At 72.5% G+C, this 26529-nt stretch carries 23 protein-coding genes; 8 read left to right on the top strand and 15 right to left on the bottom strand.

Features of this window, described 5'->3' with window-relative positions:
- The first annotated feature begins 3 nt into the window (after window positions 1-3).
- On the top strand, window positions 4-345 hold the full coding sequence (locus Psi01_RS13440; protein WP_204064322.1) for a PepSY domain-containing protein: 342 nt from the start codon (window positions 4-6) through the stop codon (window positions 343-345).
- A gap of 17 nt (window positions 346-362) precedes the next feature.
- Here Psi01_RS13440 and Psi01_RS13435 read toward each other — a convergent pair whose 3' ends face one another.
- The 12 genes from Psi01_RS13435 to Psi01_RS13375 form a co-directional block, all read right to left on the bottom strand.
- Window positions 363-1055: an HNH endonuclease family protein gene (locus tag Psi01_RS13435; RefSeq protein ID WP_239127603.1), complete on the bottom strand. Its 693-nt coding sequence runs from the start codon at window positions 1053-1055 to the stop codon at window positions 363-365.
- Between the two features lie 153 nt (window positions 1056-1208).
- A complete protein-coding gene (locus tag Psi01_RS13425) occupies window positions 1209-4661 on the bottom strand; it encodes a 2Fe-2S iron-sulfur cluster-binding protein (RefSeq protein ID WP_239127601.1) in 3453 nt (1150 codons plus the stop codon).
- The gene (locus Psi01_RS13420; RefSeq protein WP_204064320.1) at window positions 4658-4942 is read right to left on the bottom strand and encodes a sarcosine oxidase subunit delta; all 285 of its coding nucleotides are present in this window, start codon (window positions 4940-4942) and stop codon (window positions 4658-4660) included. The genes Psi01_RS13425 and Psi01_RS13420 overlap by 4 nt, the downstream gene beginning before the upstream one ends.
- Before the next feature lie 47 nt (window positions 4943-4989).
- Window positions 4990-6201 carry a sarcosine oxidase subunit beta family protein gene (locus tag Psi01_RS13415; protein WP_204064319.1) on the bottom strand — a complete coding sequence of 404 codons (1212 nt, stop codon included), beginning with the start codon at window positions 6199-6201 and terminating at the stop codon, window positions 4990-4992.
- A 55-nt stretch (window positions 6202-6256) separates the two neighbouring features.
- Window positions 6257-8740 (bottom strand): GcvT family protein, encoded by a 2484-nt coding sequence (locus Psi01_RS13410; RefSeq protein ID WP_204064318.1) that lies wholly within the window; start codon window positions 8738-8740, stop codon window positions 6257-6259.
- Between the two features lie 84 nt (window positions 8741-8824).
- Window positions 8825-9187, bottom strand: coding sequence for a phosphomannose isomerase type II C-terminal cupin domain (locus Psi01_RS13405; protein ID WP_239127598.1), 363 nt, complete (start codon window positions 9185-9187; stop codon window positions 8825-8827).
- Window positions 9188-9376: 189 nt separating this feature from the next.
- Window positions 9377-10135, bottom strand: coding sequence for an SDR family NAD(P)-dependent oxidoreductase (locus Psi01_RS13400; protein ID WP_204064317.1), 759 nt, complete (start codon window positions 10133-10135; stop codon window positions 9377-9379).
- A 201-nt stretch (window positions 10136-10336) separates the two neighbouring features.
- Window positions 10337-12613: a tetratricopeptide repeat protein gene (locus Psi01_RS13395; RefSeq protein ID WP_204064316.1), complete on the bottom strand. Its 2277-nt coding sequence runs from the start codon at window positions 12611-12613 to the stop codon at window positions 10337-10339.
- Window positions 12614-12664: 51 nt separating this feature from the next.
- The gene (locus Psi01_RS13390; RefSeq protein WP_239127596.1) at window positions 12665-13414 is read right to left on the bottom strand and encodes an SCO6745 family protein; all 750 of its coding nucleotides are present in this window, start codon (window positions 13412-13414) and stop codon (window positions 12665-12667) included.
- A 75-nt stretch (window positions 13415-13489) separates the two neighbouring features.
- Window positions 13490-14296, bottom strand: coding sequence for a diaminopimelate epimerase (gene dapF, locus Psi01_RS13385; RefSeq protein ID WP_204064315.1), 807 nt, complete (start codon window positions 14294-14296; stop codon window positions 13490-13492).
- A 115-nt stretch (window positions 14297-14411) separates the two neighbouring features.
- Window positions 14412-15341 (bottom strand): tRNA (adenosine(37)-N6)-dimethylallyltransferase MiaA, encoded by a 930-nt coding sequence (miaA, locus tag Psi01_RS13380; RefSeq protein WP_204064314.1) that lies wholly within the window; start codon window positions 15339-15341, stop codon window positions 14412-14414.
- 57 nt (window positions 15342-15398) lie between these two features.
- On the bottom strand, window positions 15399-15911 hold the full coding sequence (locus Psi01_RS13375) for a methylated-DNA--[protein]-cysteine S-methyltransferase (RefSeq protein ID WP_239127594.1): 513 nt from the start codon (window positions 15909-15911) through the stop codon (window positions 15399-15401).
- A 19-nt stretch (window positions 15912-15930) separates the two neighbouring features.
- On the opposite strand from Psi01_RS13375, the gene Psi01_RS13370 reads away from it, so the two are divergent.
- The gene (locus tag Psi01_RS13370) at window positions 15931-16860 is read left to right on the top strand and encodes a ribonuclease Z (protein ID WP_204064312.1); all 930 of its coding nucleotides are present in this window, start codon (window positions 15931-15933) and stop codon (window positions 16858-16860) included.
- Here Psi01_RS13370 and Psi01_RS13365 read toward each other — a convergent pair.
- Together Psi01_RS13365 and Psi01_RS13360 are read right to left on the bottom strand one after the other, a co-directional pair.
- A complete protein-coding gene (locus Psi01_RS13365) occupies window positions 16815-17513 on the bottom strand; it encodes a class III extradiol ring-cleavage dioxygenase family protein (RefSeq protein WP_204064311.1) in 699 nt (232 codons plus the stop codon). The two genes, Psi01_RS13370 and Psi01_RS13365, sit on opposite strands and share 46 nt — an antisense overlap.
- Before the next feature lie 116 nt (window positions 17514-17629).
- The gene (locus Psi01_RS13360; protein WP_204064310.1) at window positions 17630-18217 is read right to left on the bottom strand and encodes a hypothetical protein; all 588 of its coding nucleotides are present in this window, start codon (window positions 18215-18217) and stop codon (window positions 17630-17632) included.
- 693 nt (window positions 18218-18910) lie between these two features.
- On the opposite strand from Psi01_RS13360, the gene Psi01_RS44095 reads away from it, so the two are divergent.
- Window positions 18911-19036, top strand: a complete 126-nt coding sequence (locus Psi01_RS44095; RefSeq protein WP_275424523.1) for a hypothetical protein — start codon at window positions 18911-18913, stop codon at window positions 19034-19036.
- An 82-nt stretch (window positions 19037-19118) separates the two neighbouring features.
- Here the strand turns inward: Psi01_RS44095 and miaB are convergent, their stop codons facing one another.
- Window positions 19119-20630 carry a tRNA (N6-isopentenyl adenosine(37)-C2)-methylthiotransferase MiaB gene (gene miaB, locus Psi01_RS13355; protein WP_204064309.1) on the bottom strand — a complete coding sequence of 504 codons (1512 nt, stop codon included), beginning with the start codon at window positions 20628-20630 and terminating at the stop codon, window positions 19119-19121.
- A gap of 299 nt (window positions 20631-20929) precedes the next feature.
- Between miaB and Psi01_RS13350 the strand changes: the two genes are divergently transcribed.
- The 5 genes from Psi01_RS13350 to Psi01_RS13330 all read left to right on the top strand — a co-directional run bounded on the left by Psi01_RS13350 (window position 20930) and on the right by Psi01_RS13330 (window position 26402).
- Window positions 20930-21685 carry an amino acid ABC transporter ATP-binding protein gene (locus Psi01_RS13350; RefSeq protein WP_204064308.1) on the top strand — a complete coding sequence of 252 codons (756 nt, stop codon included), beginning with the start codon at window positions 20930-20932 and terminating at the stop codon, window positions 21683-21685.
- 43 nt (window positions 21686-21728) lie between these two features.
- Window positions 21729-22613 (top strand): glutamate ABC transporter substrate-binding protein, encoded by an 885-nt coding sequence (locus Psi01_RS13345; RefSeq protein ID WP_204064307.1) that lies wholly within the window; start codon window positions 21729-21731, stop codon window positions 22611-22613.
- A gap of 72 nt (window positions 22614-22685) precedes the next feature.
- Complete coding sequence (locus tag Psi01_RS13340; RefSeq protein WP_204064306.1) at window positions 22686-23354, top strand: amino acid ABC transporter permease; 669 nt, start codon at window positions 22686-22688, stop codon at window positions 23352-23354.
- Window positions 23351-24238, top strand: a complete 888-nt coding sequence (locus Psi01_RS13335; protein WP_204064305.1) for an amino acid ABC transporter permease — start codon at window positions 23351-23353, stop codon at window positions 24236-24238. Before Psi01_RS13340 ends, Psi01_RS13335 begins: the two co-directional genes overlap by 4 nt.
- Window positions 24239-24512: 274 nt before the next feature.
- Window positions 24513-26402 (top strand): S9 family peptidase, encoded by a 1890-nt coding sequence (locus Psi01_RS13330; protein WP_204064304.1) that lies wholly within the window; start codon window positions 24513-24515, stop codon window positions 26400-26402.
- Window positions 26403-26529: the final 127 nt, after the last annotated feature.

Here is a 26529-nt window from a genome sequence, read left to right as displayed (position 1 = left end):
GCCATGAGAAAGAACACCGTGATCGCCAAGATCGCCCTCGCCGGAACCGTCACCCTCCTCGCCGCCGGAAGCGGCATCGCCTTCGCCGGGAGCGCGGCCGCCGCCGCTCCGGCCGGCGCTCAGGCCTCGGCCGCGGCCCCCGCCGCGGGCATCTCGTGCTCGAAGGCCGTGAAGATCGCCAAGAAGCGCGTCCCCGGCGCCCGGGTCAGCGAGGTCGAGCGGGAGTGGGAGCACGGCCACCGGGTCTGCAAGGTGGAGCTGCACCGGGGCGGCTGGGAGTACGACGTCTACGTCTCGCTCAAGACCGGCAAGGTCATCAAGTTCAAGAAGGAGTACGACGACTGATCCGCGCGCCCGCCGGGTCAGCAGGCCTTCAGCACCCGCTCCATCGCGGACTTCTCCGCTGAGGTCACCCAGAGCTCGTACTTGAGCTTCACCTTGATCTGGCGTGCGACGTAAGGACACCGGTAGGCCCGGCGCGGCGGCAACCACGTCGCCGCGTCGGCGTCGCTCTTCTGGCCGTTCAGCGGGCCGTCCACGGCCAGCAGGTTCAGCGGGTCGTTGGCCAGTTCCCTGCGCTCGGCGGCGCTGATCTGCTGGGCGCCCTTCTGCCAGGCGTCCGACAGCGCCACCAGGTGGTCGATCTGCACCTTCATGCTGGTGTCCTGGCCGCGCTCGAACTCGATGGTCTTGCCGCTGTAGGGGTCCTCCAGCGTGCCGGTGAGCACGATGCAGTCGTGGGTGCCCTTCTTGAAGGTCTCGTCCTTCAGGTCCCGCTTGAGGATGTCGTTGCGGGTGTCGCACCCGTTGTGGTCGACGTCCGCCCACGCGGGCCCGAACTCGTCGCGGTCGAAGCCGGTCCGCGGCGCCCGGCCCTTGACCGGGAGCTTCTCCAGGTCCTTGAGCGCCTCGGCGGCCGAGGTGCCGCCCGTGTCGTCGCCGGAGGATCCGCCGGAGGAGTCGCCCAGCGAGTCCAAGGAGGTTCCGCAGCCCACCGGTCCGCCCGCCAGCGCGAGCACGACCGCCGCAGCGGCCAGCACTTTACCCCGTTTCACCTGCACGTTCCCACCGCCTCTCATGGATTTGGCTACCCGGAAACGGCGAATTTACCCAATCAACCAGTGCCACCCGTAAAAGCCGCGTCTCATCTTCCACCCCAGCTCACCGTCGTGATCCACCGGGGTGACCGTGGTTCGCCACCGCGGCGGTCACAGCCCTTCCAGCGCGTCCAGCAGCCATTCGGCGAGGTACCCCGCGAAGGAGGACCTCACGAGGACCCGGTAGACGTCCGGCCCGGCGCGGTGCAGGACGATCTGGGCCCGGGCCAGCAGGGTCTGGGTGTGCGCCCCGACCTCGAACACCGCCGGGTGCAGGTCGATCGGGCAGCCGGTCATCAGCACGTCCCGGACCCGCGGCCCCGCCAGCTCGACGACCGCCCGCTGCGCCGACACGTCCACCCCGTCATCGACCGCCGGAGCTCCCGCTCCGGTCTGCGGGTCCTCCACGGTCAGCCACCAGCCGGGCCCGAGCCGCAGCCCCTCCTTGGGCGCCTCGCCCCGGACCTCTCGCATCCGGAGGAAGGGGATCTCCCGGATCGTCACCCCGGCGGTGCCCGCGGCGGCGAAGCGTTCGGCGAACCCGGCCAGCGGGCTCACCGCCCGCTCGGGACGCCACCACTGCGTCACCTCCGGATCCGCCGCGGCCGGGAGAGGGCGTACCGCGTCCGGGATCCCGTCGCGGCGGGTGTTGCCCGGGTCGTGGAAGACCGGGTCCACCACGGTGACCGGGATCTCCCGGCCGTCGAAGGCGACGAGCCGGTCGCCCGCCTCGGCGTCCCTGACCATGGCCAGCGCGACGCCGGGATAGGCGGAGGTGAGGTGACCGAGCATCCGCCGGTCGCCGGGGGCCGCGACGATCTGGGCCCCCTCGGTCAGCACTCCCTCGGTCAGCACCCCCTCGGTCAGCACCCCCTCCGTCAGCACTCCCTCCGTCGGCGTCCCCTCGCCGTCACCGGCCGCCCCGGACTCGCCGGGCTCTCCAGCCGCCTCCGGCGCTCCGGGCGTGCCGGAGCCAGGGGGCTCATCCGGCGTTGCGGGGACACCGGCCTCCGGCAGGCGGGCGGGGACGAGGCCGACGAGTCGCTTGCGGCCGGGGCCCGCGGTGTCGGGGCGGCTGTGGGAACGCTTTCCGACGAAGTCCGGCTTGCGGCCGGAGACGATCCAGGACATCCCGAGGTCCTGGGGGGTCACGGTCCCGTCGGTCTCCTGCCCGACGATCGCGAAGCCCTTCTCGGCCCGGAGCACGTGCATGGTCTCCGTCCCGTACGGCACCGCCCCCAGCTCCAGCGCGGCCTCCCACAGCGCCGCGCCGTACCACCACGGCACGTTGATCTCGTAGGCCAGCTCCCCCGAGAAGCTGATCCGGAAGACCCTGGCCGGAGCACTCTCGCGGTAGGTCATGAACGGGAAGTCGTCGAAGTCGACGCCGGGGACCAGCGTCTCGGCGACCGGCCTCGCCCCGGGGCCGACGACCGCCACGACGGCCCAGTGGTCGGTCACCGAGGTGAACGACACCTCCAGGTGCGGCCACTCGGTCTGGTGCCACTCCTCCAGCCAGTCGAGCACGGTGGCGGCGTTGCCGGTGGTGGTGGTCATCAGGTAGCGGTCGCCGGCCAGCCGGGTGGTCACCCCGTCGTCCAGGACCATGCCGTCGGCGCCGCACATCAGGCCGTACCGGCAGGAGCCGACCGGCAGCGAGGAGAACACGTTGGTGTAGATCCGGTCGAGGAACTCCCCCGCGTCCCGCCCCCTGACCTCGATCTTCCCGAGCGTGGAGGCGTCCATCGCCGCCACCCCGGTCCGCGCCGCCCGGCGCTCCCGCTCGACGGCCCGCTCCATGGACTCGCCGTCCGCCGGATAGTGGCGGGCCCGCTTCCACTGGCCGACGTTCTCGAAGAACGCGCCGCGGGCGACGTGCCGGTCGTGCATGGCGGTGATCCGCACCGGGTCCGAGAGCCGGCCCCGGTCCCGTCCCGCGAGCACCCCGAAGGCCACCGGCGTGTACGGCGGGCGGAACGTGGTCGTCCCCACCTGCCCGGGCGAGGCCCCGAGCAGGCCCGCCACCACCCCCACGGTCACCGCCCCCGACGTCTTGCCCTGGTCGGCCCCGGTCCCCGCGGTGGTGTAGCGCTTGACGTGCTCCACCGACCGCATCCCCGTCCCGGCGGCCCGGCCGAGGTCGGCCACCGTCACGTCCCGCTGCAGGTCGACGAAGGACTCCCGGTCGCCGTCGTCTCCCGCGGGTACGGCCCACAGCGCGGCCGGGGACCGCTGGGCGGGCTCGTCGCACTCGGGGACGCGCAGGGGGTCGCCGCCCCCGTTCCCGCCCGGGCCGGTGGTCCCGTCCTGCCAGCGGGCGGGCAGGCCCGCGGCCTCGGCGGCGCGGGCTCCGGCGGCGAAGCCGTCGGCGACGGCTGCGGCGGCGCCGTACTCTCCCCTGCACGCCCCGGCCGACCGCTCGGCCTGCGCGGACACCTCCGGGACGAACGCCTGGAGGGCGTCGTCGAAGCGGAGCCGTCCCCGTGACTGGCTGAACAGGTGGACCGCCGGGTTCCAGCCGCCCGACACCGCCAGCAGGTCGCAGGCGACCTCCCGGCCGCCGATCACGACCCCGGTGAGGATCCCCTCGCCGTCGGCGAGCGTGCCGGTGACCACGGCCCCGTCCCGGCGCGGGTCCACGATCTCCGCGATCTCCACCCCGGCGGCGGCCAGGTCGCGGGCGGCCTCGTGCCCGGAGTCGGTGCAGGTGAAGACCACCGCCCGCCTCCCGGGCAGCACGCCGTACCGGTTGACGTAGGTCCGCGCGGCCGAGGCCAGCATGACGCCGGGGCGGTCGTTGCCCGGGAAGGCCACCGAGCGCTCGTGGGCCCCGGTCGCCAGCACGATCTGCCCGGCCCGGAAGTGCCACAGCCGCCGCCCGCCGAGGGTCCCGCCGCCTCCGCCGCCCCCCTGCCCGCCCTCGTCTCCGGCGGCGCGGTTGGCGTCGCGTTCCTCCACGGCGACGACGTAGTTGTGGTCGTGATAGCCGATCGCGGTGGTCCTGGGCAGGAGGCGGACCTCGGGGAAAGCGGCGAGGCGGGCCGTGACGGAGGAGATCCACTCCTCGGCCGGGGCGCCGTCCAGGAGGGTCCGGCAGCTCAGCAGGTCGCCGCCGAACTCCGGCCCGCCGTCGAGCAGGACCACGCGGGCCCCCGTCTCGCCGGCCGCCAGCGCCGCCGCCAGCCCGGCCGGGCCGCCGCCGACCACGAGCACGTCGCAGTGCAGGTACGCCTTGTCGTGCCGGGCGTCCCCGGCCGCCGCCGCGGGGTCGAGGCGGCCCTTGCCCCGCAGGCTCCACGCTCGCATGCCCTCCCGCAGTTCCACGGCCGTCGCCGCGACCATGGGCTCGTCTCCCACCCTGACCAGCGCGTTCGGCTCCTCCACCCCGGCGGTGAAGATCCCCCGGGGGCGGCCGAGATCGACGCTCCGGCCGACGATCCGGACCCCGCAGGCCAGCAGCGCCGAGGCCAGCGTGTCACCCGGGTGGCCGGTCAGCTCACGCCCGTCGAAGGTGAAGCGCAGCACGCGGGAGCGGTCGATCCGGCCCCCGGACTCCCGCCTCACCGCGGGTCCCCGGCGTCGCGGGCTCCGGGGCTCCCGGGCGTCCGCTCGATCTCGTGGGTGACGGTGTGCCGCCGGATCGAGAACCACGTCCGGCAGCCGTGGACGTGGAACCAGCGCTCGTGGAACCAGCCCCGGGGGTTGTCGCGCATGAACACGTACTCGGCCCACTCCTCGTCGCTCGCCGCCGCGGGATCCCCCGGGTAGGCGATCCCGGCCTGCCCGCCGTACCGGAACTCGATCTCGTCGCGCGGCCCGCACCACGGGCACTCGATCAGCTGCACCGTCCCGCCACCGCCTCTCCCCTCCCGCCGCCCGGCCCCGGATGCATTCAGTGCGCCACCGCCGCCGCGCCGTGCTCGTCGATGAGCGCCCCGGTGGTGAAGCGCTCGAGGGAGAACGGCTCGGCCAGCGGGTGCGGCCGTCCGGAGGCGATCGTGTCGGCGTAGACCCAGCCCGAACCGGGCGTCGCCTTGAACCCGCCCGTCCCCCAGCCCGAGTTGATCAGCAGCCCGTCCACCGGCGTCGTCCCGATGATCGGCGAGGCGTCCGGGGAGACGTCCACGATCCCCGCCCAGGTGCGCACCACCCGGACCCGGCTGAAGATCGGGAACAGTTCCAGCGCGGCGGACATCTGCTCCTCGATGACGTGGAAGGCCCCGCGCTGGCCGTAGGAGTTGTAGGCGTCGATGCCCGCCCCCATGACCAGCTCGCCCTTGTGCGCCTGACTGACGTAGACGTGCACCGCGTTGGACATGACCACGCAGTCGAGCACCGGCTCCAGCAGCTCCGACACCAGCGCCTGCAGCGGATGCGACTGCAGCGGCAGCCGGATGCCCGCCCGCCCGGCCAGCACGCTGGTGTGCCCGGCCGCGGCCAGCGCGACGGTCCCGGCCGCGATCCTGCCCTCGCCGGTCAGTACGGCGCGCACCCGCCCGCCGGTGATCTCGAACCCGGTGACCTCGCAGCCCTGGATCAGGTCGACCCCGAGCGCGTCGGCCCCCCGGGCGTACCCCCAGGCGACGTGGTCGTGCTTGGCGATGCCGCCGCGGCGCTGGAGGGTCGCCCCGAGCACCGGGTGCCGGGTGTTCCCGCCGGTGTCGAGGACCGGGCAGAACTCGCGCACCTCGTCGGCGTCCAGCCACTCGGCGTCCACCCCGTTGAGCACGTTGGCGTTGACCCGGCGCCGGCCCTCCCGCACGTCGCTCAGGCTGTGGGCGAGGTTGAGCACGCCCCGCTGGCTGAACATCAGGTCGTAGCCGAGCTCCTCCGACAGTCCCTCCCACAGCTTCAGGGAGTGCTCGTAGATCGCGGCGCTCTCGTCCCACAGGTAGTTCGAGCGGATGATCGTGGTGTTGCGGGCCATGTTCCCGCCCGCCAGCCAGCCCTTCTCCAGCACGGCGACGTTCGTGATCCCGTGGTTCCTGGCCAGGTAGTAGGCGGTGGCCAGACCGTGCCCGCCGCCCCCGACGATCACCACGTCGTACGAGCGCCGCGGCTCGGGGTTGCGCCACAGGAAATCCGGGTGGTCCGGCGCGCTCACCGGCGGTCCCGCCGCTCGATCCGCTCAGCCCGCTCGATTCGCTCCATGAACGGTCCTATCGCTTGATCCGGGTCATCTTCGGGTCGAAGAGCGGTTCGGCGGCCACCTCCGCGGGCACCCGTCCGCCGAAGTACTCCACCTCGACGGCAGTGCCCGGCTCCGCCGCGCCGGCCGGCAGCCAGGCGTAGGCGACGGCCCGGCCGAGGGTGTGCGCGTAGGCGGCGCTGGTGACGTAGCCGGCGGCGCGTCCCCGGTGGAAGACCGGCTCCTTGCCCATGACGACCCGCTCGGTGAGCAGCGGCACCAGCCTGCGGGTCACCTCGCCGCCGAGAGCCTCCAGTGCCGGACGGCCGACGAAGTCCTTGTCCATCCGCACGGCCCAGCCCAGCCCGGCCTCCTGCGGCCGGTGCTCCGGCGTCATGTCCACGCCCCACAGCCGGTAGCCCTTCTCCAGCCGCAGGCTGTTGAAGGCGGCCCGGCCCCCGGCGGCGACGCCGTACCGGCGGCCCGCCTCCCACAGCAGGTCCCACAGCTTCAGGCCGACGTCGGCGCCGGTGTAGATCTCCCAGCCCAGCTCGCCGACGTAGGACAGCCGCATCATCGTCACCGGCACCTGACCGACATATCCGGACTTGAGGGTGAAGTAGCGGAAGCCCTCGTTCGACAGGTCGAGGTCGGTGAGCGGCTGCACCAGGTCGCGCGCGTGGGGACCCCAGACGCCGACGCAGCACGTCCCGGCGGTGACGTCGCGCACGCTCACGCCCGGCGGGGCGTGACGCCGCAGCCAGGCGAGATCGAGGTTGCCGTTGGCGCCCACCTGGAAGCGGTCCTCGGCCAGCCGGGCCGCGGTCAGGTCGGACCTGATCCCGCCCGCGGAGTCGAGCAGCAGCGTGTAGGTGACCGAGCCCGGCGGCCTGTCCACGTTGTTGGTGGTCATGCGCTGCAGGAAGGCCGCGGCGCCCGGCCCCTCGACCTCGACGCGCTTGAGCGGCGTCATGTCGTACAGGGCCACGCGCTGCCGGGTGGCCCACGCCTCGGCCGCGGCGATCGGCGACCAGTACCGGGCAGCCCACGCGTCGCGCGCCGCCGCGCCGACGAACTCCTCGGCGTCGGGCGCCAGCCGTACCGGATCGTCCAGCAGCGCCGCGTTGGCCTCGAACCAGTGCGGCCGCTCCCAGCCCGCCGCCTCCAGGAAGAAGGCGCCCAGCTCGCGCTGGCGGGGATGGAACGGGCTGGTCCGCATCGGCCGGGGCGATTCCATCGGCTGCAGGGGATGGATGACGTCGTAGACCTCGACGAAGTTCTGCCGGCCGCGCTCCTCGACGAAGGCGGGCGCCAGCTGCACCTGCTCGAAGCGTTCGACCTCGCACTCGTGCAGGTCGACGGTGGAGTGGCCGTCCACCAGCCACTCGGCCAGCGCCCTGGCGACCCCGGCCGAGTGGGTCACCCAGACCGCCTCGGCGATCCAGAGGCCGTCCAGCCCCGGCGCCGGGCCGATCAGGGGGAAGCCGTCGGGGGTGAAGGAGAAGATCCCGTTGATGCCCTCCACGGGCTTGGACTCCCCCAGGGCCGGCATCAGCGCGACCGCGTCCCGCCAGGCGGGGTCGAAGTCGGCCGCGGTGAACTCCTGGACCGACGGCATGACCGTGGCCCGCGCCGCGATCTCGTCCTGCCGGACGGGCATCGGCCGGTGGGCGTAGGAGCCGACGCCGACCCTGTCGACGTGCTGGCGGAAGTACAGGTCACGGTCCTGGTGACGCAGGATGGGCCGTACGGCCTCCGCCTCCTCGCCGCAGTCACCGGCCAGCGCGGGCAGCGGGCCCGAGCGGGCGTACTGGTGGGCCAGGGGCAGCAGCGGCACGGTCAGCCCGGCGAGCTCCCCGATCGCCGGGCCCCAGAATCCCGCCGCGCAGACGACGACGTCCGCCGGGATCGTGACCCGCTGGGGCGCCCGGGGGTCCGCGACCACCTCGGCGGTCACCCCGGTGACCCGGTCGCCCCGTCGCTCCAGCGCGACCACCCGGTGGCCGGGCAGGAAGCGCGCGCCCCGCCCGATCGCCGCGCGGGCCTGGGCCTCACCGCAGCGCACCGCGCTCGCCAGGCCGTCCGAGGGGACGTGGAAGCCGCCGAGGACCGCCGAGGGGTCGAGCAGCGGCCACAGCTCGACGCAGCGCTCCGGGCCGGCCAGCTCGCTCTCGATCCCCCAGGAGGTGGCCCAGCCGTGCTTGCGGCGCAGGTCCTGCCAGCGCTCGGGGGTGGTGGCGACCTCCAGGCCGCCGACCTGGTTGAAGCAGGGGCGGCCGTCGAGCGACAGCTCCCGGTACTTGGCGACCGTGTAGGCGGCGAACTCGGTCATCGCCTTCGACGGGTTGGTCTGGAAGACCAGGCCGGGGGCGTGGGAGCTGGAGCCGCCCGTGGCGAACAGCGGTCCCTGGTCGAGCACCGTGACGCCGGTCCAGCCCCGGACGGTGAGCTCGTCGGCGAGGGCGCACCCCACGATGCCGGCACCGATGATCACAACACGAGGCCGGCCCGCCATGCACCCTCCGGGTGTCCCTAATGCAGAAAAACCACCGGACTATTCACGAACATAAGGTGCGAAGCGGGACCGAACAAGAGGGGATCAGGAGCGGCCGTAGGAGTCTTCGAGCCGCTCGATGTCGTCCTCGTCGAAGTAGCCGAAGGCGATCTCCATGATGCGGGCGACCGGGCCCGAGGAGCTGAGCCGGTGAGTCTGACCTGCCCGGATGAGAACGCGGTCGCCGACGGCCGGCTCCGTGCGCACCCCGTCGATCTCGAAGACCAGGCCGGGGTCGAGGGCCACCCACAGCTCGTCGCGGTGCTCGTGACGCTGCAGGCTGAGGCGCTGTCCCGGGGCGACGGTGATGATCTTCACCGTGGTCGGCTCGTTGAGGGTGTAGCGGTCGAACGCACCCCAGGGACGCTCGTCGCGCACAACCGCGCCGAGCCGGTCGACTTCCAGCAAGATGGCCTCCAGAGTCTCCGTCGGATATCCGGAGACTCTGGCACCCCCGCGTGACGGATGCGCATTATTCGTGCAACCAGTCTATTAACTTTGACAGTCAGATTCCCTGACTTTTGTGATGGAGGCCGCTCGGACTCACCTGAGCCCATTCAGGTCCACTCAGGTCCACCCAGGTGCGCCCAGGCTCGCTCAGGTGAGCAGGATCCCGCCGTCGACCGGGATGACCGCGCCGGTCACGTACGACCCGGCGTCGCTGGCCAGGAAGATGGCTGCGGCCACCAGCTCGGCCGGGTCGCCGGCGCGCTTCATCAGGACCCGGTTCTCCAGCTGCCAGGCCATGTACCCCTCGGCGTACTGCTCGGTCATCTCCGAGGCGAAGAAGCCCGGCTCCAGGCAGTTGACCCGGATGCCGCGCCGCGAGGTCCACTGTTGGGCCAGGTCGCGGGTGAGGCCGACGACCCCCGCCTTGGAGGCGCTGTAGGCCGCCTGCGGCAGGCCGGCGGTGGTCTCCCCGAGGATGCTGCCGATGTTGACGATCGAGGAGCCGGGCCGCATGACCCGGGCGCAGGCCTGCGCCATCCAGTAGGTGCCGTGCAGGTTGATCTCCACGACCTGCCGGAACTGCTCGGGCGTCTCCTTCAGGGCGGGCACCGCCGTGCCGACCCCGGCGTTGTTGATCAGGATGTCCACCGCGCCCAGCTCCGCGACCGCCGCGTCCACCAGCGCCTGGCAGTCCTCGGGCCTGGTCACGTCGGTGGCCACCGCCACGCACCGGCGGCCGGCCTCCTCGACCAGCGCCCTGGTCTCCTCCAGCCGGTCCTTGCGGCGCGCGCCGATCACGATGTCGGCTCCGGCCTCCGCCAGCCCGCGGGCGAAGGCGACCCCCAGGCCCGAGGAGGCGCCGGTGACGATCGCGACCTTGCCGTCCAGCCGGAATCGGTCGAGCATGCGGATCTCCCTGTGTGCGGCGAACATACCGAATGAGATTCTAGAGCCGGTCGGCCGTGCCGGAGCCGACCGGCCGGCCGTACCGCCGGCAGAGCCCCCACCAACCGGTACGGCGCCGCGGAACGAAAGCGCGTGCCGCGGAACGGGACGGCCCCGCGGCGGCGTGTGCCGTACCGCGGGGCCGCGTGCCTCACCGGTCGTTCAGAGGCCGTACTCCTTGGTGATGCGCTCGTGCCGCTCGACCTCGATGTCCACGCTCTTGGCCAGGTCGAGCCAGGCCAGCGGGTGCACCCAGCGCTCGGTCGCGTCGTCGAGCACCGCGTCCAGCTCGACCGGGGAGACCTCCGGCGGGATCGCGATCCAGCCGAACACGCCGGGAAGCGACTCGCCCGTGGTCGGGTGCGTCACGGTGTAGTTGTCGTCGCTGTAGACCCACATCGGCCAGCCGCGCTCGACCATGACCTCGTTGAACTCGGTCCAGTCGGCCTCGCTGGGCGCCGCGCCGTCGAAGAACCAGCTCGTGTAGCCGCCGGGGCGCAGCATGCTGACCGCCGCGAACGGCGGGATGAAGCCCTCCTGCTCCTCCGGGCTCTCCGGGATGGGCTCCAGCAGCGCCGGGTCGAAGACGACCACGTCACCGGCGTTGTAACCCATGCCGGGAGGCTGCGGGATGGCCAGGCGCGCCGTGGCCGGGCCGGTGCGCACGCCGACGATCGAGCGCTGGCTGCCGTCGGGGGCGGGCAGGATGATGCGCACCAGGCCCATCTCCTCCTCGATCGGCCCCTCGCTCGACTGCAGCGGCATGCCGATCTTGGCGGCTCCGGCGCGGACGGTCTCCCAGTCCTCGGCGGCGGTCGCCATCGTGATCATCCGCCAGACGTCCTCCGCCTCGATCTCGTCGGAGTCGAGGACCTCGCGCAGGATCGACGCGCCCCTGGCGTTGTCGTCGCTCTGCTGGACGGCCGTGGCCCACAGGCGGCGCGCCTCGATGCCCGCGCCCGCGGCGACGGCCGCCTCACCCTCGGCCGCGGCCTGCTCCCAGCGCTCCCGGGCGCGGTAGAGGCGGCCGAGCGCCAGGTGACGCTGGGCTTCGGGCAGCAGCTGCGCCATCTGCTCCAGCCGCTCGTCCTGACGCGCCTCGATCAGCAGGCCGGTCAGGTAGGAGATGTCCTGCTCGTCGGCGGTCGCGATGTCGCCGGAGTCCACCAGCATGGTCCAGTAGATGTCGGCGCCCCTGGCCGGGTAGCCGAGGAAGCCGAGCGTGGTCGTGTGGCGGCGGGTGGCCTCGATGTCCTGCCCGGACAGCGGGGCCAGCCAGCCCACCCAGCGCTCGGGGTCGGCGTTGAAGCCGTCGGCCGCGTCGAAGTAGCCGACGAGCTCCTCCCGCGGGCCGGGGGAGTCCGGCACGGTCGCGTTGTCGGCGGCCACGCGCAGGGCGGCGATGCGCTCGGTGATCCCGGCGTCGCTCTTGAGCTCGCCCGAGGTGGACTCGGCGAGGTCGGCCAGCATGCGGGCCTGCCAGACGCCCTTGCGGCTGACGGCCAGGTCACCGGCGATGAGAGCGAGCTGGGCCCGCGCCCGGTAGGCGCCCATCACGGCGAAGTAGTCGATCCACTGCTTGAGGACCCGGCCGAGCTGCCAGCTGTTGGTGATCTGCGCGGACTCGGCGAGCAGGCGCACGGCGCGCGCCCACTCGACCCAGTCGCGGGGGTGGTCGCCGACCACGTCGAGGTCGGGCAGGGCCTCCACGGCCTCGGGCACGCGGTTGAGGGTGGCGAGCACGAGCGCGCGCAGCACGCCCTCGCGGCGCTCCTTGGCCACCGGGTCGTCGGGCTTGAAGCCGGTCGCGGCCTCCAGCGCGGTGAGCGCGTCCTGCGACCGGCCGGCGGTGAGCAGCGCGCGGGCGGAGGCCGCCCCCAGCTCCCAGCTCGCCTCGCGGCCCGCGGCGCCCAGCTCCGCCACCGCGGACTCGGCGTGCGCGACGGCCTCCTCGAACCGGCCGGCGTCGACCAGCGCGGCGACGCGCTGCTCGGCGAAGGCGGAGAAGGCCGGGGAGGACACCTCCACCTGGGCGGCGGTCAGGGCCTGCAGCCGCTCGGCCGCGTAGCCCGGGCCGTCGGTGTTGGCCTGGGTCACCGCGAGCGCCAGCACGGCGCCCGGGGCGGCCGGGCAGTCGCGCACGTCCTCGCGCCCGGCGAACTCCACCAGGGTCCGCGCGTCGTCGAGGGCGACCACGCCCTGGGCGCGGTCGCCGATCCGCCCGACCAGGTGCCAGTAGCGGGCGTAGAACTCGAGCCAGGGCTGCCCCAGGTTCTCCGCCTGCTGCGCGATGGCCGGCGCCATCACGTCGAGCTGGGAGTAACGGCCCTCCAGGGCCTGGGCGGGCACGTCGCCGATCGCCATCGCCAGCCCGGTGTTCCCGGCTTCGTGCAGTTGCCGCTGGGTCTCTCCGACCCAGGCCCAGATGTCCACGTCCATGGCACGCCAGTCTGCCAGGTCGGGGAGGATGCCCCAAACGGCCCGGCCCTCCTACCCCGCGCGGCCCACGAGTTCCACCAGCTCCGCGGACTCCCGATCGTCCAGCGCCGAGAAGGCGGGGGCCATCAGCCGGTCGGTCAGCTCCTCGGCCTCGGCCCGCAACGCGACCCGCTCCGGGCCTGGCGCCGGGTACGGCTCCGGCCACTCGAAGAAGCGCGCCATGGTCTCGCCCGAGGACCGGCCGAGCGGGGTGCCGTCGTGCGCGGCCAGGAGCGTGGCCTCCAGCGGCGACAGGCCTGCGGCCAGCACGGCCACCGCGTGCAGGCCGCCGCGCAGCTCGCGGACCAGGTGCATCAGCTGGGCGAGCCGGGCGGGGGCGTCGCCGGGCAGCGGCACGCTCCGCCATCCGGCGAAGATCGGGGCGCCCAGCACGTCGGCGTTGTCCACCACCGGCTCCAGCAGCTCGGCCAGGCGCGCGGCCCCGTCGAACCCGCCGAGCCTGCGCCGGCCCCAGTCGTGGCAGGCGCCCGCGTAGAGCTCGACCGCCTTGTCGACCGGCAGGCTCCTGCCCGCCTCCCAGTTCTCCCTGACGTGCTCGGCGGGGAAGAAGACCGTGGCCGCCAGGACCACGTCCGCGTCGACCTCCCCGAGCACCCCGCACCGCCCGCGGAAGTACAGCGCCCGCGCACCGAGGCCCGTGCTCTCGCACAATGCCTTGGCCTCGCGCGAGATCATGAACCCGCCGCCGAGAACGCCGATTCTCCCCTTGACCGCCGCCGCCGTCGCCTGTGCGTCCGTCATGCCGACCCTTCCTCTCGGTCTATCTGAGGAACCCAGCATTGCCCACAGAACAATCTTCGGCAAGCCGTACCCGCCTCAGAGGTCGACCTCGCCCGAGGCGACGAGGACGGCCGGACCGGACAGGTAGCTGGTCCGCTCGTCGAGGGTGACGGTCACGGTGCCGCCGAGGACCTCGACCTCCCAGGTGCCGGTCGTCTCGCCCGCCAGGCGCGCGGCGGCCACGGCCGAGGCGACCGAGCCGGTGCCGCACGAGCGCGTCTCGCCCGAGCCCCGCTCGAAGACCCGCATCACGACCCGGCGCGGGCCGACCGCGTTGAGCAGCTCGACGTTCACTCCGTGCGGGAAGGCCGCCGGGTCGAACCCGGGCTGCCGGGTCAGGTCGAGCCCGGCCACCGGGTCGCCGATGACGCAGGCCAGGTGCGGGTTGCCCATGTCGACGCGGAGCCCAACGTACTCCTTGCCCGAGACGGTCGTACTGCTCTCGCCCAGCACCCGGGGCATGCCCATGTCGACGGTCACGTCACCGGTCTCCGCCAGCCTTACCCGCTTGATCCCACCCCGCGTCGCCACGGCGAACTCACCCGCCCCGGCCAGCCCGGAGTCCACGAGATAGCGGGCGAAGACGCGCGTCCCGTTGCCGCACATCTCGGCCACGCTGCCGTCGGAGTTGCGGTAGTCCATGAACCACTCGGCCTCGTCCGCCTGATCGGCCACCTCCGGGCTGAGCTTGGTCCGCACCACGCGCAGCACCCCGTCCCCGCCGATCCCGGCCCTGCGGTCGCACAACGCGGCCACGAGCGCGCCGGACAGCTCCAGCTCCCCGTCCACGTCGGGAATGATGACGAAGTCGTTCTCGGTGCCGTGACCCTTGACGAAGCGCATAAGTCAATTATGGCCGTGTTGATTGCGACGCTGACGCGTCGCGGCTCGGAGCCGGCTTGATCCGGTTCCCGCCCTCGTCACGGCCTCGCTTCGCTGCGGGCGTTCCTCCGTTGGTTCACCGGCGCCTCCTCACAGATGTCCCGTTATGGATTTCGGCCAGGGCCCGTCGCAGGAGGTCGGGGGCCTGCTGGGGGAGCCAGGTGATGCGGGGGTCGCGGCGGAACCAGGACTCCTGGCGGCGGACGAACCTGCGGGTCGCGCGGATCGTCTCCTCCTTGGCCTGCTGCTCGGTCCACTCCCCCGACAGGAAGCGCAGGACCTGCGCGTAGCCCAGGGCGCGGCTGGCCGTGAGGCCCTCGGCCAGGCCCTGCTCGGCCAGTTCGCGCACCTCCTGGACCAGCCCGGCCTCCCACATGCGCTCCACCCGCAGGGCGATCCGCTCGTCGAGCACGTCCCGGGGCACCTCCACGCCCAGCTGCACGCTGTCGTAGACCGCGTCGTAGGAGGGCATCGTGGCCGAGAACGGCCGGCCGGTCAGCTCGATGACCTCCAGCGCGCGCACGATCCTGCGGCCGTTGCCGGGCAGGATCGACTCGGCCGCCCGGGGGTCGAGCTCACGGAGCCGCTTGTACAGCGGGACCGGGCCGTGCAGGTCGAGCTCGCCCTCCAGGCGGGCCCGGATCTGCGGGTCCGTGCCGGGGAACTCCAGGTTGTCGAGCGCGGCCCGCACGTAGAGGCCCGACCCGCCCACCAGGATCGGCACCACCCCCCTGGCCCGCAGGTCGTCCATCAGCGGCCGGACCAGCGCCTGGTACTCGGCCACGCTCGCGGTCCTGCGCACGTCCCAGATGTCCAGCAGGTGGTGCGGGACGCCGCGCCGCTCGGCCGTCGTCAGCTTCGCCGTACCGATGTCCATGCCCCGGTACAGCTGCATGGAGTCGGTGTTGACGACCTCCCCGCCCAGTTCGAGGGCGAGGTCCACGGCCAGGTCGGACTTGCCGGCCGCGGTGGGGCCGACGACGGCGATGACGGGTAGCTCAGGCACGCCGACCAGTCTCCCAGCCCGCGGACCCCCGCCGGGTCAGCCCCGGTCGAGCACGGGTCAGCCCCAGTCGAGCATCGGCTGCAGGTATCCCTCCAGGGTCAGCAGCCAGCGCTTGGACTCCACGCCCGTCCCCCCGCTGAACCCGCCCAGGCCGTTGCTCGCGACCACCCGGTGGCAGGGCACGATGACCGGGATGGGGTTGGCCCCCATGATCGACCCGATCGCCCGGGCCGGGATCCCCGTCCCGCTGCGGGCGGCCAGCTCGCCGTAGGTCACGACCTCTCCGTAGGGGACCGTCTCGTACAGCGTGCCGAGCACCCTGCGCTGCATCGGCGTGGTCAGCCGCCAGTCCACCGGGACGGAGAAGGCCTTCAGCCGCTCGGCGTAGTAGTCGGCCAGCTCCGCGAGCACCGGGGCCGTGCGCGCGGGGTCGTCCACCTCGGACAGGCTCTCCTCCGCCAGCCGCTCGGCGAGCCACCGCCTGCCGCCCCAGCCCAGGCCCGCCACCCCGTCCTCGGTGACGGCCACCGTCATCTCCCCCAGGGGTGTCGGCAGGCTCCCGAACGCCACGGTTCCTAGCATTGGACCTGTGTCCCTTCGTGAGCTCGTCGTCCTCGGCACCTCCAGCGCGGTCCCTACCCGCCACCGTAACCACAATGGATATCTCCTGCTATGGGATGGTCAGGGCTTCCTGTTCGACCCCGGTGAGGGAACCCAGCGCCAGATGACCCACGCGGGCGTCGGCTCCCACGACGTCACCTGGATCTGCGTCACCCACTTCCACGGCGACCACTGCCTCGGCGTGCCCGGAATCGTCCAGCGCATCGCCAGGGACGGCGTCGCCCATCCGGTCCGGGCCGCCTACCCGGCCGTCGGCGAGACCTACTGGCGCCGCCTGCGGCACGCCTCCGTCTTCGCCGACACCTCGGTGATCTCCGAGTGCCCCGTCTCCGGCGAGGTCACGACCCTCGACGCCGGCCCGGTGACCCTCACCGCCCGCCCGCTCTCCCATCCCGTCGAGGCGTACGGCTACCGCGTCGACGAGCCGGACGGCCGCCGCATGATCCCCGAGGAGCTGCGGGAGCGCGGCGTCGAAGGAGCCATGATCAGCCGGCTCCAGCGCGAGGGGACGGTGACCGCGCCCGACGGGTCGGTCGTCCGCCTGGAGGACTGCAGCGAGCCCCGTCCCGGCCAGAGCGCCGCCTTCGTCATGGACACCCGGCTCTGCGACGGAGTGTTCGCCCTCGCCGAGGGGGTGGACCTGCTGGTGATCGAGTCGACGTTCCTGTCGGAGGAGGCGAAGCTGGCCGAGGCGTACGGGCACCTCACCGCGGCCCAGGCCGGCCGGGTCGCGGCGGAGTGCGGGGTCCGCCGCCTGGTCCTGACCCACGTCTCCGAACGCTACGGCGCCGCCGAGGAGCCCCGCTTCCTCGAAGAGGCCCGCCGGGCCTTCGACGGGGACGTCGTCCTCGCTCAGGACCTGGCGCGCGTGCCCGTCCCCAGGCGCGCCACGAAGTAGCCCACCCCGTAGGGGGCGTCGTCGTAGAGGATCTCGCCGTCGAGCGGCCCGCCGCCCGCCGCCGCGGCGGCGAGGACCTGCAGCGCGGCGCGGCCGGCGACCCCGAGCTCCTCCGCCTCCCGCGGATCGAGGTCGGGGACCTCGCCCCGGCCGAGCGCGCGGACGATCGCCGCGTTGTACGGCTGCGCGCGGGGGTCGAGATAGCCCGGGGACTTCTCGGTCAGGCAGGCCGAGCCGTCGGCCATGACCAGCACGGCCACCCGCCCGGCCGCGCCCGCCAGGCGCGCGCCCAGCTCCGCGCACTCCTGCGGGGAGGCGCCGAAGGGCACCGCGTGGAACCCGCCGGAGGCGGTCAGGCCGCCGCCGTCGAGGATCCGGCGGCCGATCACGAGCGAGAGCGGCAGGACGGGGGCGCCGTCGCCGTAGCGCACGTCCACCCCCCAGGGCGCCAGGCTCCCCGCGGCGTCCGGCCCGTAACCGCCGCCCTCCTGCGCGCCGCCGACCACTGCCAGCACGTCGGGCTCCGCCTCCGCCAGGCTGCCCGCCGCGGCGGCGCAGGCCGCGCGGAGCCCGTCGAGCTCGCCCGCGGCGGCACCGGCCAGCTCGGGGGCCATCAGCGGAGGATGGGGGCACACGGCGGCGGCGACAAGCACGCCGCAAGCCTAGTACCCCTCCCGCCGGCCAGGCCCCGGGAGGGGACGTCGGCGACCGGCGCTCAGATGCCGGGGCAAGATGTCGGCGAGCATCGGTCAGACGCCGGGACGGGGCGTCAGTAGCCGCCGATCGGGCCCTTGGGCGGGACGAAGCCCGGCTCGCCGTCCGCGCGGGGGTCGACGGCGCCGTCTTCGAGCGGCGGCGCCTTGACGTCGTCCCCGCCGCCGGAGGACGAGGAGTCGGTCCTGTCACCGGAGCCGGAATCGGAGCCGGAATCGGAGCCGGATTCGGCCGGGTCGGTGCCCGAACCGTTGCTCTCCCGGTTCCCGTCGTTCCCGCCGTTCCCGTCGCCGGACCCGTCGGATCCGTCCGATCCCTCGGCGCCGTCGGCTCCGGAGGTGACGTTGTCGGGGTCGGAGACGGCGGGGTCGCCGCTCTCGGCGGGGCCGTCGGCCGCCTGGTCCGGTCCGGGGTTCTGCGGGGCGCCGGACACTCCCGGCGCCGGTGAGGGGTCGCGATCGTCGCCGGTGAAGTGGACGAAGGCGAAGACGGAGCCCGCGCCCACCGCGGCGGCGACGAGGGCGGAGGCGACGACCATGGCCGGGCCGGGCTTCCGCCGGGGGGAGGGGTCACCGGCGGGACCGGTGAGGATTTCGGGTTCTCCCGGCGGCTCGGTACGGCCGGAAGAGGAGGGGGCGTGCATAGGGACAACTCCCTGGGTTTTCGTTGGAAACCTCCGCAGCTTCCGAGGGTGTCGGACCACACTAGCCACAGCAGTCAATGCCTCGCATAGCAATCACAGAGGAATCACGACTTGTCATCCATTAAGAGGCTAGCGGGAGATTTCAGGGCCTATGTCCTATTCGGCGCCCTGATCAGCACCGGTCTGGGCCTGCTCATGGCGGCGGGCGGCCACCCCGGACCGTCCCCGTTCACCCCCTCCGCCGCGCCCGAAGAGCACCCTCCCGCCGGGAAGGCCCCCTCCCTCGCGAGGGATTCCGCGGCCGGGCAGGACCTGCTCGCCGAGAGGGGCCTCTCGTCCGGACGGGGTCCCGCGCCGAAAGAGGATTCCGCCGGGGACGGGCCCGTGCCGCACGGCTCCGTCTGGAGCTCGCCCGTCCCCTCGCCCTCCGGGCAGGACTCCCCCGACCTCCGCTGGACCCTGCGGATGCCCGGCCCTCCCGGGCGCGAACCGCTCTCGCGCGCCGTACCCCCGGGTCTTCGGGATCGCTCCCCGCACCCGCCGCCCGCCGCAGCGGACGCGTCAGGACGGGGCAACGGCGCGGCCCGTAGGTCCGGGAGGGACGACGGGCCCGGCGCACGGCGCGCACCGCGCAAAACCGGCGCACCGCGCAGGCCCGAGGTCTGGGGCCTGCCCCTGCCCCGCCCGCGTCCCATGCCGGTCGCTCCGCGGTCCGGATCCGGAGGCCTGCGGCCGGGCGTCCCCGACCCGTGCGCGACGTTCCGCGACATCCGCCGCGACTACTGCTACGCCGTCATGCGCGACATGATGAACCGCTGAACCGCTGAACCGCATCGCGGAACCGGGCACGGACGGGCCGGCCGGTCGGAAACAGCGGACGGGCCGGCCGGGGACGGGCGGGTCAGCGGGCGGAGCAGCCCGGGGTCTCCTGGGCGAGCGGGGCCGGGCGGCCGATGGAGGGCATGCCGAGCATGACGCCCGGGCCCTTGCCCGCCGGGGCGCCCTGGCGGGCCTGCCAGGCGTCGCCCGCGCGGGTGCGGCGGAGCTTCAGCACGGGCCCGTCGGCGACCAGGTGGTGCGGCGCGGCGTAGGTGACCTCGACGGTGACCATGTCACCCGGGCGCGGCGCCCCCTCGCCCCCGTACTGCTCCCCGGGGGAGAAGTGCACCAGGCGGTTGTCGGGGGCGCGGCCGGACAGGCGGTGGGTCGCCTCGTCCTTGCGGCCCTCGCCCTCGGCCACCAGCACCTCGAGGGTCCGGCCGACCTGCTTCTTGTTCTCCTCCCAGGAGATGTCGTTCTGCAGGGCGACGAGCCGCTCGTAGCGCTCCTGCACGACCTCCTTGGGGATCTGCCCGTCCATGGTGGCGGCGGGGGTGCCGGGGCGGATGGAGTACTGGAAGGTGAAGGCGTTGGCGAAGCGCGAGGCGCGCACCACCTCCAGCGTGCCCTGGAAGTCCTCCTCGGTCTCGCCGGGGAAGCCCACGATGATGTCGGTGGAGATCGCCGCGTCGGGCATGGCCGCCCGGACCCGCTCGATGATGCCGAGGTAGCGCTCGGCCCGGTAGGAGCGGCGCATGGCCTTGAGGATCCGGTCGGAGCCCGACTGCAGCGGCATGTGCAGCTGGTGCATCACGTTGGGCGTCTCGGCCATGGCGGCGATGACGTCGTCGGTGAAGGCGGCCGGGTGCGGGCTGGTGAAGCGCACGCGCTCCAGGCCGTCGATCTCGCCGCAGGCCCGCAGGAGCTTGCCGAAGGCCAGCCGGTCGCCGAACTCGACGCCGTAGGTGTTGACGTTCTGGCCCAGGAGGGTGACCTCCAGGACGCCCTGGCCGACCAGGGTCCGCACCTCGTTGAGGATGTCGCCGGGGCGGCGGTCCTTCTCCTTGCCGCGCAGCGACGGCACGATGCAGAACGTGCAGGTGTTGTTGCACCCGACGGAGATCGACACCCAGGCGGCGTAGGCGGACTCGCGCTTGGTCGGCAGCGTGCTGGGGAAGGTCTCCAGGGATTCCTTGATCTCGACCTGGGCCTCCTGCGCGATCCGGGCGCGCTCGAGGAGGACCGGCAGCGAGCCGATGTTGTGCGTGCCGAAGACCACGTCGACCCAGGGCGCCCTGCGGACGATCTCGCCCTGGTCCTTCTGCGCGAGGCAGCCGCCCACGGCGATCTGCATGCCGGGGTTGCTCACCTTCGCCGGGCGCAGGTGGCCGAGATTGCCGTAGAGGCGGTTGTCGGCGTTCTCCCGCACGGCACAGGTGTTGAACACGACCACGTCGGCCGTCTCCCCCTCAGCGGCCGGGACGTAGCCCGCGTCCTCGAGGAGGCCCGACAGGCGCTCGGAGTCGTGCACGTTCATCTGGCACCCGTAGGTACGAACCTCGTACGTGCGGGCGCTCTCCACGGTGACAGTCATCTCAACACACAAGGGTAGGCGCTCCGCCGACCTCCGGGTACGGCTCCCGCGAAGCACACGCAGCGTGATCGGCCCGGGTCCCCTCCGCGGGGCGGAGGGGCCGTACCGGGACCTTTCCCAACTACCTACGCGATCTTCGACAATCCAGGAGATATACCACTTTTACAGGCCTTTTCATGCCGGTCATCCACCCCACCCGGGGGCTGAAACCTGCGATGACCCAGCCGTTGGCCGTCCGTGATCGGATCGGTACCGCAGGGTTAGCGCGACTTGCCCTTTACAGAATTACGTTGTGATCCATGACGGAGAACGGGGACTCGACTCCTCTAGTCGTGCTTGAAGGCGTCAACAAGCACTTCGGCAGCCTTCACGTGCTGCGCGACATCAACCTGACCATCTCGCGCGGTGAGGTGCTGGTCGTCATCGGCCCATCGGGCGGAGGCAAGTCCACTCTCTGCCGGGCGATCAACCGGCTGGAGACCATCGACGGCGGAACCATCCTCTTCGACGGGAAGCCCCTCCCCGAGGAGGGCAAGGCCCTGGCGGGGCTGAGGTCCGAGGTCGGCATGGTCTTCCAGTCCTTCAACCTGTTCGCCCACAAGACGATCCTCGAGAACGTCACCCTCGGGCCGACCAAGGTCCGCGGCGTTCCCAAGGCACAGGCCGAACAGCGCGGCATGGAACTGCTGGAGCGGGTCGGCATCGGGGCCCAGGCGTCGAAGTATCCGGCGCAGCTCTCCGGTGGTCAGCAGCAGCGCGTCGCCATCGCCCGGGCACTGGCCATGGACCCCAAGATGATCCTGTTCGACGAGCCGACCTCGGCGCTGGACCCGGAGATGGTCCAGGAGGTGCTCGACGTCATGATCGGTCTCGCCCGTGACGGCATGACGATGATGGTCGTCACCCACGAGATGGGCTTCGCCCGGAGGGCGGCCAACCGCGTGGTCTTCATGGCGGAGGGGCAGATCGTCGAGGAGAACACCCCCGACGAGTTCTTCACCAACGCCAGGACCGATCGCGCCAAGGACTTCCTTTCCAAGATCCTGACGCACTGATCTCTCGGTCGGCTGGTCATCCCAGAGAAGAAGAGGACAGAACATGCGAGTATCGCGTATCGGCGCGGCGCTGGCCGCCGTGAGCGCACTCACCATGGGCCTGGCGGCCTGTGGTGACGACGGCGGCGAGGGCGGCGGCGACACCGCGGCCTACACCACGGTCGTCGACAAGGCCAAGGGCGCCAAGAAGCTGGTCGTCGGCACCAAGTGGGACCAGCCGAGCCTGGGCCTGAAGACGGGCGCCGAGCCCGAGGGCTTCGACGTCGACGTCGCCAAGTACGTCGTCAAGGAGCTGGCCGGCGGCGCGGAGGTCGACATCGAGTGGAAGGAGTCCGCGTCGTCCAACCGCGAGGCCTTCCTCGCCAACGGCACCGTGGACATCATCTTCGCCACCTACTCGATCACCGACAGCCGCAAGGAGAAGGTGACGTTCGGCGGGCCGTACATCGTGGCCCACCAGGACGTGATGGTCCGCTCCGACGACACCAAGATCACCAAGCCGCAGGACCTGGAGGGCAAGCGCATCTGCCAGGCCGCCGGATCCAACTCCTACAAGCGCATCACCGACCCGCCGCCGGACGGCGAGCTCGACCTCGACGCCCAGCTCGTGGGCGCGGCCAACTACTCCGAGTGCGTGGCCAAGCTCAAGGGCAGCAACCTGGACGCGGTCACCACCGACGACCTGATCCTGGCGGGCTTCGCCAAGCAGGCCGGCGGCGGCTTCAAGATCCTGGGCCAGCCGTTCACCGACGAGAAGTACGGCGTCGGCCTGAAGAAGGGCGACACCAAGACCTGTGAGGCCGTCAACGCGGCCATCACCAAGATGTACCAGGACGGCACCGCGCAGAAGCTGTTCGAGAAGTGGTTCGCCGGCACCCAGGGCGTCACCGCCCCGTCCGGCGTCCCGACGTTCGAGGCCTGCGCCTGATCATGCCGTACGCGGCGGCCGGCGGTCCCGAGGAGTGGACCGCCGGCCGCCGCCGTCCTCTGGTGGAGCACGATGAATGATCTGATCAAATACGCGCCGGACCTGCTGGCGGGCTTCCTGAAGAACGTGCAGATCTCGCTGGTCTGCGCGGTCCTCTCCATGATCCTCGGCACGCTCCTGGTGGCCATGAGGGTGTCGCCGACGCCGGTCCTGCGCGCGGTGGGAACCGGATACGTCAACGTCGTGCGCAACACCCCGCTGACCCTGGTGCTGGCCTTCGCGGCACTCGGCCTCAGTGACACGCTCGGCGTGTCCTTCTCCCAGGAGCCGAGCACCAACAGCTTCTGGCTGGTCGTGCTGGGCCTGTCCCTCTACACGGCGACCTTCGTCTGCGAGGCGCTGCGCTCGGGCATCAACACCGTCCCGATGGGTCAGGCCGAGGCGGCCCGCGCCATCGGGCTGACCTTCTTCCAGTCCCTGAGGATGATCATTCTTCCGCAGGCCTTCCGGGCCGTCATCGCCCCCCTGGGAAGCGTGATGATCGCGATGATCAAGAACACCACGGTGGCGATCGCCGCCGGATACCTGGCGGAGTCGGCCTTCGTCATGAAGGACACCTTCGACGACACCGGCGTGTCCATCCCGATCTTCATCGGGATCGTCATCGCGTTCATGATCGTGACGCTGCCGATCGGCTTCTTCACCGGCTGGCTGGCCAACCGCCTGGCGGTGGCCCGATGAACGGGCAGGCCAGCGTCCTGTTCGACGCGCCGGGACCGCGCGCCCGGCTGCGCAACAACATCCTGACCCTGCTCGCCGCGATCGCGGTCGCGGCGGTGCTCTACGTCATCTACGCCAGGTTCGCCGAGAAGGGCCAGTTCGACGGCCAGATCTGGAAGCCGTTCGCCGACCCGTTCACCTGGACCGAGTACATCATCCCCGGCCTGCTCGGGACGCTGAAGGCCGCCGGGCTCGGCGCCGTGTTCGCGTTGATCTTCGGTGCGGTCTTCGGCCTGGCCCGGCTGTCGGACCACCGGTGGATCAGGGTGCCCGCCGGGGCGGTCGTGGAGACCTTCCGCGCGATCCCGCTGCTGCTGCTGATCTTCTTCCTGTTCTATCTGGCTCCCAGCGTGCTCGGCGGCGGCGACTACACGCTGATCGCCCTGGTGGCCGGTCTGACCCTCTACAACGGCTCGGTGCTGGCCGAGGTCGTGCGTGCGGGCGTGCGGGCGGTGCCCAGGGGTCAGTCCGAGGCGGCCTACGCCATCGGCCTGCGCAAGAACCAGGTCATGCGGCTGGTCCTCCTGCCGCAGGCGGTGACCGCGATGATGCCGGCGATCGTCAGCCAGCTCGTCGTGCTGCTCAAGGACACCGCGCTCGGCTACATCATCGCCTACGTCGACCTGCTGAACTACGGCTTCAAGATCATTCCTGCGGTCAACTTCGGATCCCTCATCCCCGCGGCGATCGTCATCGGAGTCATCTACGTCGGGCTCAACATGGTGCTCAGCGCTCTGGCCACCTGGCTGGAGAAGCGCAGCCGCCGCAGCCGCAAGACGACCGCCGGGCCGATCGTCCCTCCGGGGGCGGTGGCGGTGGGCGACACCGTGGCCGCCGTGGACTGACCGGGCGGCCACGGCGCCGAGGATCAGCCGGAATCCGCGGCCGTCGACCGGAACCCCGGGGCGGTCACCCGATCGGGTGGCCGCCCCTCGCCGTTCCCGGACGTCCGACCGCGGCCGCCCCGCCGTCCCCGGACACCGGATCGGTCGGCCTCCGCCCGCCGCCCCGGGCACCGGACGTCCGCTTCCCCGGCGCCGGGCGGCCGTTTCCGGATGCCGCGCACACGATGAGCGTCATACCGGCGACACGCGGCGTGTTATCGGGCAGGATTACGCCATGTCCGCAGAGCGCGATGCCGTGCCGTACGGCACCTGGCCCTCGCCCATCTCCACTTCCGACGTCGCCCGGTCGGGACTGCACCTGGGCTTCCCGACCGTGCTGGGCGAGGAGGTCTGGTGGACCGAGGACCGCCCCGCCGAGGGCGGCCGGACCACGATCGTGCACCGGAGCGCCGACGGCTCCCGGCGGGAGCTGCTCGCGGCTCCGTGGAACGCCCGGACCCGCGTGCACGAGTACGGCGGGCGGTCCTACGTGGTCGTCCCCGGCGACGGCTCCGGCCACGGCGTCGTCTTCGCGAACCTGGCCGACCAGCGGCTCTACCTGCTGACCGACGGCGCCGAACCCCGCCCGATCACCCCGCAGCCCGACCTGGACGCCGGCCTGCGCTACGCCGACCTGCTCTTCCACGACGGGCAGATCTGGTGCGTCCAGGAGCGGCACCACGACGGCAAGGTCAGCCGGTCGATCGTCTCCATACCGCTGCACGGCGGCGCCGAGCCCCGCGAGCGGGTCGGCGGCAACGACTTCTACGCGTTCCCCACGATCTCCCCCGACGGCGAGCACCTGGCCTACATCTGCTGGAACCACCCCCGCATGCCGTGGAACGGCACCGAACTGCGGATCACCCGCCTGTCCGACGGCCACTCCTGGACCGTCAAGGGCGGCGCCGGCGAGTCCGTGCTCGCCCCGCAATGGCGCGACGACCGCACCCTGTATCTCGTCTCCGACTGGTCGGGCTGGTGGAACCTCTACCAGATCGGGATGTACGGCACCTCCTCCCAGGCGCTCCACCCGGCCGAGGAGGAGTTCGCCGGGCCGCTGTGGCAACTCGGCGGCCGGCCGTACGCCGTGCTCGACGACGGGCGGCTCGCGGTCCTGCACGGGCAGGGGGACCTGAGGCTGGCCCTGCTCGACGCCGAGGACGGCACGCTGACCGACCTCGACGTGCCCTACGACGGCTGGGCCCCGGTCCTGGCCGCCGACGGCCGCACTCTCGCCGGGATCGGCTACGGCCCGGCGGTGTCCCGCTCGATCGTCCGGGTGGACACCGTGACCGGGCGGGTGGAGGGGCTGCGCCGCGACATCGGCGAGCTGCCCGACGTCGCCTACCTGCCGGTCCCCCGGTCCGTGGAGATCGAGGGGCGTTTCGGCCGCAAGGTGCACGCGACCGTCTACCCGCCGTCGAACCCCGACGCCGTGGCCCACACCCCGCCGCCGTACGTCGTGTTCGCCCACGGCGGCCCGACCGGTCACAGCATGACGGCGCTCGATCTGGAGAAGGCGTTCCTCACCAGCCGCGGCATCGGCGTGATCGACGTCAACTACGGGGGCTCCACCGGCTACGGCCGCGCCTACCGCGACCGGCTGCGCGGCCAGTGGGGCGTGGTCGACGTGGAGGACGTGATCGCGGCCGCCGAGTGGCTGGCCGGCGAGGGGCTCGCCGACCCGGCGCGGATCGCGATCCGCGGCGGCAGCGCCGGCGGCTGGACCGTCATGGCGGCCTGCGCGCTGTCCGACGCGTTCGCCGGGGGCGTGTCCTACTACGGCGTGAGCTCTCTGGGCCCGTTCGTCGAGACCACCCACGACTTCGAGTCCCGCTACGTCGAATGGCTCGTCGGCCCTCAGGACCCCGTCCTGTACGGCTCCCGCGAACCCCTCGGTCAGGTCGCCGGAGTGACCTGCCCCATGCTCCTGCTCCAAGGCCTGTCCGACCCGGTGGTGCCCCCCGCGCAGTCCCAGTCCTTCGCCGACGCCCTCGCCGAACGCGGCGTCCCCTGCACCTACCTCACCTTCGAAGGCGAATCCCACGGCTTCCGCCGCGCCGAGACCCGCAGCGCCGCCCTGGCCGCCGAGCTGGCCTTCTACCAGCAAATCTTCCGCACCTGACCCCGATCCTCCACACCTGTGGAACCTCCCCCGCCGCCGGCACCACGAGGCCCTCGCCCACCGGCCCTCAGCTCTCGGCGCCGGTACGGCGGGCAGCGGAGCGGTGGTGACCGGCGCCGCCGTACGG

This window comes from Paraplanobispora siamensis, from assembly GCF_016863175.1.
In the GTDB taxonomy this organism is placed as follows: domain Bacteria; phylum Actinomycetota; class Actinomycetes; order Streptosporangiales; family Streptosporangiaceae; genus Planobispora; species Planobispora siamensis.
The sequence above is the reverse complement of the archived record's forward strand: the minus strand, read 5'-3'. Positions and strand labels throughout refer to the sequence as shown.